Annotated in this window: 11 protein-coding genes; 3 read left to right on the top strand and 8 right to left on the bottom strand. The window is 57.9% G+C overall.

Features of this window, described 5'->3' with window-relative positions; all coding sequences use genetic code 11:
• Window position 1: 1 nt before the first annotated feature.
• From HY836_RS12590 to xrtB (HY836_RS12565), 6 genes are read right to left on the bottom strand one after another with little or no spacing between them, the layout of a single operon-like run.
• The gene (locus HY836_RS12590; protein WP_290676501.1) at window positions 2-1,108 is read right to left on the bottom strand and encodes an acyltransferase; all 1,107 of its coding nucleotides are present in this window, start codon (window positions 1,106-1,108) and stop codon (window positions 2-4) included.
• Window positions 1,105-2,316 carry a glycosyltransferase family 4 protein gene (locus HY836_RS12585; RefSeq protein ID WP_290676500.1) on the bottom strand — a complete coding sequence of 404 codons (1,212 nt, stop codon included), beginning with the start codon at window positions 2,314-2,316 and terminating at the stop codon, window positions 1,105-1,107. Before HY836_RS12585 ends, HY836_RS12590 begins: the two co-directional genes overlap by 4 nt.
• A complete protein-coding gene (locus HY836_RS12580; RefSeq protein ID WP_290676499.1) occupies window positions 2,313-3,578 on the bottom strand; it encodes a lipopolysaccharide biosynthesis protein in 1,266 nt (421 codons plus the stop codon). Before HY836_RS12580 ends, HY836_RS12585 begins: the two co-directional genes overlap by 4 nt.
• Complete coding sequence (gmd, locus tag HY836_RS12575; RefSeq protein WP_290676498.1) at window positions 3,575-4,705, bottom strand: GDP-mannose 4,6-dehydratase; 1,131 nt, start codon at window positions 4,703-4,705, stop codon at window positions 3,575-3,577. The genes HY836_RS12580 and gmd overlap by 4 nt, the downstream gene beginning before the upstream one ends.
• 6 nt (window positions 4,706-4,711) lie before the next feature.
• Complete coding sequence (gene epsI, locus HY836_RS12570; protein WP_290676497.1) at window positions 4,712-5,419, bottom strand: exosortase-associated protein EpsI, B-type; 708 nt, start codon at window positions 5,417-5,419, stop codon at window positions 4,712-4,714.
• Window positions 5,403-6,323 (bottom strand): exosortase B, encoded by a 921-nt coding sequence (gene xrtB, locus HY836_RS12565; RefSeq protein ID WP_290676496.1) that lies wholly within the window; start codon window positions 6,321-6,323, stop codon window positions 5,403-5,405. Before xrtB (HY836_RS12565) ends, epsI begins: the two co-directional genes overlap by 17 nt.
• A gap of 432 nt (window positions 6,324-6,755) precedes the next feature.
• Between xrtB (HY836_RS12565) and HY836_RS12560 the strand changes: the two genes are divergently transcribed.
• From HY836_RS12560 to HY836_RS12550, 3 genes are all read left to right on the top strand, one after another.
• Window positions 6,756-7,529, top strand: a complete 774-nt coding sequence (locus tag HY836_RS12560; RefSeq protein ID WP_290676495.1) for a WecB/TagA/CpsF family glycosyltransferase — start codon at window positions 6,756-6,758, stop codon at window positions 7,527-7,529.
• 123 nt (window positions 7,530-7,652) lie between these two features.
• Window positions 7,653-8,546, top strand: coding sequence for an exosortase B (xrtB, locus tag HY836_RS12555; RefSeq protein WP_290676494.1), 894 nt, complete (start codon window positions 7,653-7,655; stop codon window positions 8,544-8,546).
• Window positions 8,536-9,459: a GDP-L-fucose synthase gene (locus HY836_RS12550; RefSeq protein ID WP_290676493.1), complete on the top strand. Its 924-nt coding sequence runs from the start codon at window positions 8,536-8,538 to the stop codon at window positions 9,457-9,459. Before xrtB (HY836_RS12555) ends, HY836_RS12550 begins: the two co-directional genes overlap by 11 nt.
• Before the next feature lie 15 nt (window positions 9,460-9,474).
• Here HY836_RS12550 and HY836_RS12545 read toward each other — a convergent pair whose 3' ends face one another.
• Window positions 9,475-11,013: a DUF1501 domain-containing protein gene (locus tag HY836_RS12545; protein ID WP_290676492.1), complete on the bottom strand. Its 1,539-nt coding sequence runs from the start codon at window positions 11,011-11,013 to the stop codon at window positions 9,475-9,477.
• A gap of 11 nt (window positions 11,014-11,024) precedes the next feature.
• On the bottom strand, window positions 11,025-13,004 hold the full coding sequence (locus tag HY836_RS12540) for a DUF1800 domain-containing protein (protein WP_290676491.1): 1,980 nt from the start codon (window positions 13,002-13,004) through the stop codon (window positions 11,025-11,027).
• Between the last annotated feature and the right edge of the window lie 65 nt (window positions 13,005-13,069).

Genomic DNA, 13,069 nt, shown 5'->3' with positions numbered 1-13,069 from the left:
ATCAATCCTTTGCCAGCAGATGTCGCCCCAACTGGATGCCGGGTTTTTCAATAAGACGGTGGAACAGGGCCGCCATGATCAGAACAGTCGCAGAACAAACTCCTACCGACACGACATACCTCATCAATGGCGACCACTGTGAAATATGCCAAACCTGATCCATACCCCACAAAACGGGCACCATCAAGAATGTATGAATCAAGTAAATGCCATAACTCCAATCCCCCAGGCGGCTGAACAAGGGTATAGATAGCATCGAAGACAAGCGGCCATATGGCCTGCTCAGCAGGTACCAGAACAGCAAGAAAAACACCCAAACAATGGGCTTGACCGACGCAAGACAAAGCACAGCCATGCCCAAGCTGAACTTGTCCTGAATGCCTTTTCCTGCATGCTGCAAATACCAGTGCGCCAGCAACATGCCGGACAAAAACACATTGAGTTTGAGCACGAGCAAGCTGGGCTGAACGTAATGCATCCAGAGACCTGGCGTAACAAAGTAACCGAGATACAGCGGCAATACCAGCGCGCACAAAGTGGTCACAACAACCAGCCACACCATGCGCCAACGAAGCCAATACCCCATGGCACACAAGAGCGGATAAAGTACATAGAACTGCATTTCCAGAGACAAACTCCAGTCCGGCAAGGGCACGGACATCACCCATGACGGGAACAGTCCGAACACAAATGTCGCGTGAGCAACAATACCTTCAAGAGTAGCCAGCCCGATCATCGCCTCCAGGGGGGCGGCGGCAGCGCCATGAGATGCACTCCACCAGGCATCTCGCATGGCCGTCCACTGTGCCACGCACAGGCCGCAGAGCAACAGCATGACGTAGTACAGCGGTGCAATGCGAAATAAACGGGTTAGATAAAAATCTCTGACAGCGGAGACGGTGATCGACTGCCCGAGTGTCCGCTGGGTTGTGTAGACCATCAAGAAGCCTGAAATGATCATAAACCCGTCAACTGCCGCGCCAGGAGCGGAAAGCACCGGCACATCGAACGCACACATGACTGCCAGGTGTCCCCAGAACACCCACAAGGCTAGCCCAGCACGCAGGGCATCCAGAAAAGACAACTTGGGCATGGAGCGTAAGGTCATGCCTCAAGTGCTCCATAGACCTGCTCAACCTGATGCGCCCAGGTCAGTCTAGACGCCTGCGCGATGGCGGCGTCATGCATAAACTGCAATGCGTCGTCATCCAGAGAGGCGAATCTGAGCATCGCTTGTGCCAGTCGATCCACCAAATCTTCGTAGCTGGCATCTACCGTTGAAACAACGATCCCGCAAGACTCGTTGAGAAAGTGCTTAGGCCCCCCGAGATCCACGCAAATCACAGGCAATCCGCGCGACAACGACTCCAACACCACGGTCCCTCCCGAATCATGAAGACTTGGAAACAAGAAAGCATCCGCCTCGTGATATAGCGCCATCAATTCAACCTGCGGGATACGCGCGCGCATTGTCAATCGATTGGACAGCCCCAGCGCCAATGCCTTTGCAACAAGGCATTCACGCATCTCCCCGTCACCGACAACCAACAACTCCATATCTGCGCCGTGCCTTATAGCCTGAGCCATCGCATCCAAAGCCAAGTGCAAACCTTTGAGTGCCATGAGACGACCGGCGAACAGAAATGTGGTGCGGGGTTTCCGCCTCACTGGCGCAGAGCGTGGCACAACTGACGGCGCACCAATCTCATTTGCCACAACCACTTTGTGGGCCATGGCACGCGGGATGAAATTCGCCGTATCCTCTGTGCGGCAAAATATCTTGTCAGCTCGCCCAAGGGCTGCCTGCGCAAACGGATCGACCTTGAACGAAAACAGCACGACATCACGAATGAGCTCACGCAAGCGCAAACGCCAAGGGGTTCCACGATAAAAACGTGCCGGCGCCCGTTCCCCCCCACCGAGTGGCCCTGCGATATAGCGCTTGCCGACATATCCCAACCAGCATGGATAGCGGATCGATCCCAAAGTGATGTGATGAATCAGATCGAAGTCGTCCCGAGCCTGCAATGCGCGAGCAAAACCGACGACTCGGATCTGCCAGTACGTGATGTAGAGCTGCGAGTCCAGATGAGCGCGCTTGAAATCCGACCAAAATGGCTCGACGTGGAAATACTCCATTCGCAGATTGGACACAGGCGAAACTCTCAAGGCCTCTTCGACATCATTGCGAAACCAAGCATGCGTTAGTACGGTCACATCATGCTTTTGCGCGAGTGAAAGTGCCCAATGCCACCCTACGCCGCACTCCGACCCCAAAATGGGCGAGAACGCGAACGCGGACAACAAAATCTTCATGGCAGGTTTTCCTTTGGACTCATGTTTCGACAGTCTCGCTTGAACACCACCCAATGCCAAACGGTGGGCACGATATACCCTGCATTGGCAACCCAGATCGCGCCATTCAAACCATAGTGGGGTATCAACCAAGGCGCAAGCCCAAGGGAACACACCGTACCAGCAACATACGAGTAGAAAATGTGCTCGGTCTTGCCCAACGCCAACCCACCAGCCTGCGTCACAAACGACACCATGGCAACCAGCGGCCCGAACGATGCTGCAGGCAACACGGCGGCGGTCGGAAGATACCGCTCGCCATACAGTAACCGCACGATCACATCGCTCAGCAAGACCAACACTACCACCACCGCTACAGATGCGGCCACAACCGACACAGCCAAGCGGTCTAGCGTCCGCACCAACGCCAAGAGCCCATGCTCGTGATAAAGCCGGGATGCGTAGATCGGCAAATAGTTGGCCATCGTCTGCCGAAGAATGTTCAGCACGTTGATGATGGTATTGGCGGCGTTGTAGTGCGCTACCCATGCCAAGCTTCCGAATTCCGCGATTTGAAATGGCACCAACATAACCGAGCCGAACATGAACAACTGACTGGCGCAAACCCACTTCGAGTTCAGCCAATGCTCACGAGCGACAACACTCAACAGAGACAAACCCGGCCACGGCAGATGCCAGATCGGCAGTCCGCAGCGCCGCCCCCCCCACAAGAAAGACACCAAAAAGCAAATCGCACCCGATGCCAGAGCCAATTCAACCGAACAGATTTCCAGGTACAGCAGCGTCAGCAGGCACAAGAGATAACCGCCATAGGCGATGACATCCATAGCCAATGCCAAGCGAATACGGGCGGTCGTGAAACACAATCGACGCACCGCCTCCTGCATCAGGTAACAGAGAATGTAGGCAAAAACAGATACCGTGAACCAAGGCCCGGGAAAATAGCGCCACCCCACCAGCACCACGGCCAAAGCGACCACTGGCCAGACCATCACATGAAGTGCCAGCACAGCCCTGAAACGCCGCACCAATTCCACCTCGGGCTCCCGCACACCCAACACGCTAAAAGGCTGAGTAAGCCACGAGCGATGCATGGCGCTGACGAACAGCGTCACCGTGATGGACAGACCAAAGGCTGAAAAAGCCTCCAGAGACACTAGCCTGGCAACCACCAGGGTCACCAAAAATGTGCAGGCCGAGACAACAACCTGATCAAGCAGCGCCCAGAACGCGTCCGAACGCCAAAACAGTCGCGCACTCACTCGTGATAGTCGTAAGCTTGGAAACCTGCCGACTTGACCAGGTTGTCGCGCTTGGCAGCAGTGTAATCACTCACCACCATTTCCTTGACCAACTCAGCCAACGAGATCTTCGGCGTCCAGCCCAACTTGGCCTTGGCCTTGGATGGATCACCCAACAAGGTCTCCACCTCTGTCGGACGGTAGTAGCGTGGATCGACGCGAACGATCACGTCACCCACTTTGCACTTGGCGAGCATCTCGCCATTCACTGGCTCAACAGCTTTGACTCGGCCCACTTCGGCCTCGCCCTCGCCCTCAAAGGCCAGTGTGACGCCCAGCTCCTTGGCAGAGAACTCGACGAACTGACGCACGCTGTACTGAACGCCAGTGGCAATCACAAAGTCTTCCGCCTGGTCCTGCTGCAGCATCAACCACTGCATCTCGACATAGTCCTTGGCATGCCCCCAGTCACGAAGGGCACTCATGTTCCCCAAATACAGACAATCCTGGAGCCCCAGCGCGATGCGACTGATCGCGCGCGTGATCTTGCGCGTCACAAAGGTTTCACCACGCACCGGGCTTTCGTGATTGAAAAGCACGCCATTGCAGGCGTACATGCCATAGGCCTCACGGTAGTTCACCGTGATCCAGTAAGCGTACATCTTGGCCACGGCATATGGACTGCGAGGATAGAACGGCGTGGTTTCCTTTTGAGGAATCTCTTGCACCAGACCATACAACTCGCTGGTCGAAGCCTGGTAGAACTTCGTCTTCTTCTCCAGGCCCAGTATGCGAATGGCCTCCAGCAAGCGCAGTGCGCCAATGCCGTCGGCGTTGGCCGTGTACTCAGGCTCCTCGAAGCTCACACCTACATGGGACTGCGCAGCCAGGTTGTAGAGTTCGTCTGGCTGCACCTTTTGAACGATACGCACCAAGCTGGTTGAGTCCGTCAAGTCTCCATAATGAAGAATGAAATCGCGGTTGTTGACATGCGGATCTTGATAAAGATGGTCAATCCGATCGGTGTTGAACAGGCTGGAACGGCGCTTGATGCCATGAACTTCATAACCCTTCTTCAGCAAAAACTCGGCCAGATAAGACCCATCCTGCCCCGTAACGCCCGTAATCAACGCAACTTTCTTCGACATAAATACTCACTTGTTTCCAAACAAACGGGGCCGCATATTGGCAGGGACAGCTTTTTCAAGGTCCCTGGCAAAAGACTCCTGGAGCTTGAACTGCTCCGCTTCATTCGCACCAAACGATGACATCCGCACCAGGAAGCCATCCACGATCATGCCCTGCAGGCCAAAACGAATCTGCTGCAACTTCCGACTTGCCCCAGGGAGTGCCGTCGTGTCATGCAGCGTCACCCAATAACTGATGGGCTCAACAAGCCCGCTTCTGTCGGCCACCAGATGCATGGCGGTGATCTGATGATCATCCAATTGCACCTTGGCCGCCCCGCGCTCCGTGACCACGAAGCCCTGCGCCCGGTAGCAAAACTCCGGCCTGTGCGCAGCCGTACTCCATGAATTCTGATTCTTGCCATAAGCCAGCGCCAGCATGATGACCTGCCCCTTGGCGTTGACGTATGTTCGATTCAGCGTTTGGGAGTACACCTGCTTGAGAGTAGCCTCCACCGTTGGATCGAACACCACAGGCGGACCAGACTCATCCAGCCGCCAATCACCAAATCTGACTGGAATCAACTGGGGCAACACAATCGGCGCCAACTCGTCGGCCATCACTCGGCGAGGCTTCATCCACTCGGAGGCAAGCAGCCCCCCCAGCATCAAGCACGCCGCCACGATGATGGCGGCGGGCAAATTTTTCCTTGGCTGTTCAAACGCGAGGGCCACGAGCGCCTCCTTCATCATCAAAACGCACCGCCAGCAGACGATCGAAACCATAGGTCAAGATCAAGGCCACGGTGAACAGTACCAGCCCAGCAAACCCATGGGCAAAACCTTGACCTGCCTCATCACCCATATGGTAGGTAATGAGGACCAAAATGATCACACGCGTCACATTAGAAATGAAGGATATGGGCACAATCATGACAGCCAGCAAGATATTTCGCGCCTTGGACTGGTAGTTCATGATGTTCATATAAAGCATGCCCAGTGACTCCAGTGTGAACAGGGAGTTCAGGCCGGAACACGCATCCGCCACCAGGAGTTGATAGGGCCCTATCGTCAGGACAACACCCGCGCGCCCGATCGGATACCCAACCCAGTAAAGAACCTGCTCGGCAACCACCGACACAGCACTCTTGAGCGGCATGGTCACAGCTTGAACCAGGGCCCCAGGCAAGGGAATCATGAAGATCAGAAAAAACAGCGGGAACCAGGCTCTACGCAAAGCTGCCCAGCCATTCAATAACAGCAAGCCTGCCGTCAGCGTCAGCATCTGAGAGATCACCTCAAGTTCGATCATCGCCTGGGATCGGCCCAGGACATAGCTCGACAGGCCAAGGATCAGAAACGCAAAGCCCGCAACCGGCGCAGTACCGCTGGACGCACCCAGAATCCTCGCGCGGCCACTCCAGAAAAGCCACGCCGAAGCGCCAAGAATCAAAGGGCCATGCCCCTGCTCCTCTGACGCCCAGGTACCACCTGCCAAGTCAATGTAGGTGGGGATGTACAGCGCCAGGAACGCCGCCAGAAACACACCAACTGACAGCAGCGAGACTGCGGCCCCTTCGATGCCAACTGACGACTGTCGCTCAATAGGGTCGGTCGAGATTGAAGAAGAGGCAGTCATGTGGAATCAAGTTGAGAATCGCGCGAACCTACGAGCCTATACAGGCAACACTGATTGTTACCCAATCGCCCAACAAGTTCCCCTCCCCCCCCTTAGGAAGTACCCCTAATTTCGTTTTGTTACGCCCCATTTAGGGAACCCCGATACAACCCTGACATCCAAGCTCCAGGAAACAAGGCAAAACGTCACACGCTTGGGAAAACCCTGCCCCGCATTCACTGGGTTTCCCTGAGAGGCGAATCAAGCGAGGCTCATAGAATGACGACATACAGAGAGGAAGCGGGGTTCCCCCCCGCGCTCAACTCGATCCAGACACCCCCAAAGGGGAAGTTAATGAGACATCCAGATCCCAATTTTGGCTATCCATCGCTGTCGTTCGCAGAGCACGAACGGATGCTGTCTCGACTCCGAAACAAGTCAGGCAAGAATTTCATGCGAACTGGGGCCCACGTCCTTGACACACACATTGACGCCATTGGTTGGGATGAGGCCGTGTCTCGCATTGCGTCCTGGGCCTCGCAACATCAGTCCCGCTATGTGACGCTGTGCAATGTGCATTCCGTGGTCACCGCCAGCCAGTGCAACGAATTCAACAAGGTCATCAGCCAGGCTGATCTGGCCCTGCCCGATGGCGCCCCGGTGGCTTGGGCCCTGCGCCGCGAGGGCTTCCTGAAGCAAGAGCGCATCAACGGTCCAGACCTGATGTGGCGCTACCTGTCCGTCGCAGAAAAGATCGGCCAATCCGTCTTCTTCTACGGCAGTGCTGATGACACACTGGAAAAGCTGTCTGCACGCATCAAGAAGCAGTTCCCCAAGTTGCGCATTGCCGGCATGGTCTCGCCTCCGTTCCGTGAGCTGACGGCCGAAGAAGACCAGGCCTATGTGGATCAAATCAACAAGTCCGGCGCCCACGTGCTGTTTGTGGGCCTGGGTTGCCCCAAGCAGGAAGCCTGGATGGCCAGCCACCGTGGTCGCATCCGTGCTGTGATGCTGGGCGTTGGCGCTGCGTTTGACTACCACGCCGGCACCATTCAGCGCGCGCCCAAATGGATGCAGAAGAGTGGCATGGAATGGCTGCATCGCCTGGCGAGTGAGCCAAAGCGCCTGGCTCGTCGGTACGCCATCACCAACTCGGTCTTCATTTATCGAATGGTGAAGTCTGTGCTGTTCGGCAATCAGCCAGCCCGCAAGGAAGGTGCAGGTTGATCTCATCCTGCTTGTATTCGCCCAAAGCCGCTCTTGATGAGCGGCTTTTTTGTCTCCGCCTCTTGTGCAACTTACACTGGTCACCAAGATCGTAGACATACATCACCCAGTGGTACGCAGAACATGAGTTCACTCGACACCTCGCCGAGCCTCCCCAACGCCGCCAACGTCAAGACGCCAGAACTGCTGCTGCTGGCCGTCGGCCTGCTCATCATGTACGTGCCAACGTACATCGCGCTGGATCAAACCGTCTGGAACATCGTCGGCCAAGGTCACGGCCCGGTCATCCTGGCGTTGTCACTGTGGCTGATGTGGCAACGCTGGCCCACGCTGAATCAGCTCCGGCCACTCAGTGCACCATGGGCGGCCGCCCTCGCTTTTGGCCTGGGATTGCTCACCTATGTCTTCGGGCACTCCCAAGACATTCTGATGTTCGATGCGGGCTCCCAGATCCTGGTGCTGACAGGTCTGCTGCTGTTTTACTGGGGATGGCCGGGTCTCAAGCTCATGTGGTTCCCGATCTTCTTCATGCTCTTCCTGATTCCCTTGCCTGCACCGCTGGTTGAAGCGGTGACCGGCCCCTTGAAGTCAGGGGTGTCGCATGCCGCAGAAGCGATCATGTACCAGGCGGGCTACCCCATCGGCCGCAGTGGTGTGGTACTGACCATCGGGCAGTACCGCCTGCTGGTGGCGGACGCCTGTGCCGGCCTGAATTCGATCTTTGCCCTGGAAGCCATTGGCGTGTTCTACATGAGCGTGGTTCAACACACCTCCCGTGCACGCAACATCACGCTGGCTTTCCTCATCATCCCTATCTCGTTCGCCTCCAATGTGCTGCGCGTGATCGCGCTGGTGCTCATCACCTTCTACTTCGGAGACGAGGCCGGACAAGGCTTTGTGCACAGCTTTGCCGGCATCCTGCTGTTCATGGTGGCCACGGCCTTGACCATCGGCACGGATTCGATCCTGGGCTACTTCTTCAAGAACGATTCAAACAGAACACATCATGCAAGTTGATTCGAAAATCTTTGTGGCTGGACACCGCGGCATGGTGGGCTCGGCCATCGTCCGACGCCTGCAAGCAGCCGGCTTCCACCACGTGCTGACGCGCAGCCGCACCGAACTGGACCTGCTCAACCAGCAGGCTGTACACGCCTTCCTGCAGGCAGAAAAGCCTGACTACATCTTCATCGCGGCAGCCAAGGTCGGAGGCATCCAGGCCAACAACATCTACCGCGCGGATTTCATCTATCAGAACCTCATGATTGAGGCCAACCTCATTCATGGTGCCCACCTGGCGGGTGTTCAGCGTCTGATGTTCCTGGGCTCCAGCTGCATCTACCCCAAGCTGGCACCGCAACCCATGAACGAGGACGTGCTGCTGACGGGCCCTCTGGAGCCAACCAATGAGCCGTATGCCATCGCCAAGATCGCAGGCATCAAGATGTGCGACGCCTACAACGCGCAATACGGCCGCCAGTACATCAGCGTGATGCCCACCAACCTCTACGGCCCCAATGACAACTACGACCTCAACAACAGCCATGTGCTGCCGGCGCTGATCCGCAAGGCCCACGAAGCCAAGTTGCGTGGCGATGCCTCACTGGAAGTCTGGGGCAGCGGCACACCCATGCGCGAATTCCTGTATGCCGACGATCTGGCCGATGCCTGCGTCTACCTGATGGAACAAGGCTACAGCGGGCCACTGGTCAACATTGGCACGGGCACGGACGTGACCATCCGGGAACTGGCACAGACCGTGATCAAGGTGGTGGGTTTTGCAGGTGATCTGCGATTCGACGCCAGCAAGCCTGATGGCACGCCACGCAAGCTGATGGACGTGTCCCGCCTGGCCTCCCTGGGCTGGCGCGCACGCACCAGCCTGGAGGAAGGCATCGGCCTGGCGTATGCAGACTTCCTGAGCAAGTAAGCTGGCTGAGCCCGCTCAGCCCAGGAAGCGCAGGTTGCGAACGGCGGTGTCGAAGTTATGGATGTTGGGCAGGATGCCCGAACCACTCGTCGCACCGATCAGATCGGCATCTGCCACATCAAACCAGCGGCCCAGGGTGTAGGCGTACTGATCGACCGACACCTCGGGCAGCAAGGCGCCGTTGAGCAACTGGTTGGGTGCGTTGACGAACTTCCCCGCACTGTCAGGGCTGCGGTACTCAGGGAAGTGGCCATAGACGTCGCCCCCCTGCACAGCCCCACCCATCACGAAATGGTGCCCACCCCAGCCGTGGTCACAACCACCGTCGTTGTTGGTGAAGCCGCGGCCAAAGTCAGATGCCGTGAACGTGGTGACCTGCGAGCGTAAACCGCCACCTGGCATGGCATCCAACACGGTATCGAAGTAGGCCAGGGCATGATCCAGCTGGGCCATCAGATCAGCATGTTTGCTGATGTGGCCACTGTGCGTATCGAAGCCCCCCAGGCTCACATAGAACACCTGGCGGCTGCCACCTGTACCGGAACGCGCAGCCATCATCCGCGCGACCATCTGGAGTTGCCCAGCCAGCGGGTTGTAGGTCGACGCGCCGGTGGAGGGCAATACACAGCACAGCTTGGCGTCTGCTGCCTGCGATGTGGCACCTGGGGTGCCCCAGGGTGCCAAAGCCATGGCGGGCAAGGAAGCCGTCAACACGGATTGGGCATCCTGCGCACGCTTGGTCACAGCCGCATGATCAGAGCCCAGCATGTCACCGCGCGCATCAGCGCCCGAGACCGATGCCATCGCACTGCGCACACCGGCGGTCATGAACGACGGCACATTGCCGTCGGCCGAATAGCCAAACCTATTCGGCCCTGCACTGGCAACCTGGAACTGCTTGGTCGATGCACCCGAGCACCACACGGCGTTCGTGTCCACACCCACGGATGCGAACATCTGATTGCTGTTCTTGCTCGACTGGTTATCGGCGAAGCGTCCGCCCCACCCAGCTGTTGAACCTTCGGGAGAAAAGGACTGCCACGTGGACTGCTGGTCATTATGAGAAAACAACTTGGCAGGCCGCGGGTGGGTCACATCGGCATACTGCGTAGGCGTTGTAGGCCGATTCAAAGTGCCCACATTGGCCACCACCGCCAGACGACCGGCGTTGTACAGCGTACGAACCTGAGGGAGGTTGGGGTGCAGCGCAAACTGGCGCCCCGTGTTGCGTCCGGCGGCATTCCGATGGGAGATCGGCAGGACAGCCGATGAACTCAAGGCAATCGAATCGGCCGACGAAGCCGAGTCGCTGACGCGCGGATCCCGCACCCGGGTGTAGTGCCCCCACGAGGTGCTGTCCGTCGCCAGCACGGTGTTGAACGCGTCATTGCCCCCGGCCAGATACACGCACACCAGCGCCTTGTAGCCACTGCCTACAGATTGCGCCGACGCATTTTGAAACGCAGACAGGTTGAGCACCCATGGCGCTGCCACACCCATGCCAGAAACAGCAGAACCGATGCGCAGAAACTCACGACGACTGGTTTTCTTCATATACACCTCGATCACTTCTGAACAATGAACTCTGGCGAGATCATGATCAGGAATATGGCTGCACGGGTACGGTTGTCCAGCAGCGCATCCTTGGCCGAACCGGTCGCCCCGTCGATGTTGATGCTGTTGACGGCGGTTTCAACCGAAGCCCGCAACGATGACGAGATCACCCCGCCCATCAAGCGGCTGGCCACCAGCGTGACCAGCGCAGACGGCGTCGCGGCAGCGGCACGCTCGGCCACAAAAGAGAACTGCACATCACGTCGCTGAGCCGTATCTACCGGGCAGTTGGGGTACGCAGCGTCAACCACCTTGACGACACCGCACTTGCCATCCGCGTCATAGACCTTATACGACCCAATGCCGTATTGGACGGCTTCCATGACCCAGTTCACATAACCTACTTCGGCAGATTCGGAGTGGATCTGAAGCTCAGGCGCCACCTTGCCCGCCGTGGCTGTGGCGGTGCCCGCTGGCGGCACGTAACCGGGGCGGAAGAAGTTGAACACCGAGGGCGAGAAGAAGGACATCTGGGCCAGCTGCGTACCTGGATTGGACGTCCAGCCGATGTCGTAGTACTTCAGGCGTGCTGGGCTGAAGGTTTCCTTCGGCGACGCCGAAGCCCTGATCCTGTCAGACGTGTGCGAGAACGCCCGCAGCAAGGCCGTCATGCGCAGCACCGGTTCGCGCACCTTGCCGTAGCCCGACAAAGCGCGGGTTGTGGCACTGCGGGCCTCGCTGTGCAACAGCATCGCGCGCACGGTGGCGCTGATGTCGCCATCCGAATCCCTGAACGCCGTGGCCACGTCCCTCACATAAGTGGCACTGGGGTTGCTGGTCACGAAGCGCTGAATCAATTGCTTGCCGATGAAGGGGGCCACATTGGGGTGCGATGCAATCGCGCTGATCGCAGCCTGGAAACTGGCTTCCGGGTCGGCCGTTGTCTGGGCAGGGATGGTCGTCCCGAGGAAAACTTTCTCAGACGTGGAGTGGAACGCGGGATAGCCCACCATCGGCTTGAAGGCGCTGGCGGTTTCTTCGCGGCACGAAGCGTTGCTCCAGAAACAGTTCCAGTTGCGCGCCCCGCTGCTGTGATCCAGGGCAAAACCCGTGAACACCTTGGCCAGCCCCTGAATGTCAGCTTGCGTGTAAGTCTCAACGGGCTTCCTGGTCACAGGGTCCAGATAGATCGAGCCATCGAGATTGAGCTTGTACAAGCCGATGGAGAACAACTGCATGATCTCCCGCGCAAAGTTCTCGTCAGGCGTACGGCCGGTCTTGCTGTCTTCCTTCTGATTGCGAAGGTAGGTCAGGTAGTGGCCCATGGCTGGGGTCTTGGCCACGGCTGCCAGCAGGTCCTTGTATTTGCCGCAGCAATTGGCTGTCAGCACATCCAGATAGCCCACAAACTTGTTCTTTTCGTGCCCCAGGTAGCTGTCAGCCAGCGACGCCACGAGGATCTCCGACCAGGCCATCACCAAGCGTTGCTTGAGTTGCGGCTGCTCTGTCATGGCCTGGGTCAGGAAGCCATTGGGAATGTCGGTCAGGGGCGCGCGCACCGACGACGAGCCTGCGTCGTACTGGTGGTCACGGTCGCGGAGTTCCAAAATGGCGCGGTGCGTGCGCGAAGGCAGCAGGGTCGGCGAGAACTGCTCATTCAGCCAGGCGTCATAGCCCATCGTGACCACACGCTGCACTTCGGCCTCAGTGGGCCCGAAACTTGCCTGCGTCAAGAACCGAAACGCGTCCGTTGACGTCACTGCGGTGGTGGCCCCTGCACCGGCCGACGGCGCTCCACCGTCAGTCGTTGGCGTGTTGCCAGCCGACTGGGATGACTCCGATCCAGACTGCGGATCCGCAGAAGGCGTGTTGTCGCCACCGCCACCGCCACCGCCGCCACAGGCAGCCAAGCCCGAAATCAAGGCCAGCAGCACGCCCCCCCGAGCCAAGAAAGATCGAGCAGCAGGTGCGAAAGGTACAGTCACTGTCATGATTTAGTTATCCGTGAGCACAGCGCTTAACAAGCCACATTTGGTAGACCGCATGTTTCAGGCCA

The sequence above is a fragment of the Aquabacterium sp. genome (assembly GCF_016234775.1).
Classification (GTDB): Bacteria; Pseudomonadota; Gammaproteobacteria; order Burkholderiales; family Burkholderiaceae_C; genus Aquabacterium.
This window is presented reverse-complemented; position numbering and strand designations above follow the sequence as displayed.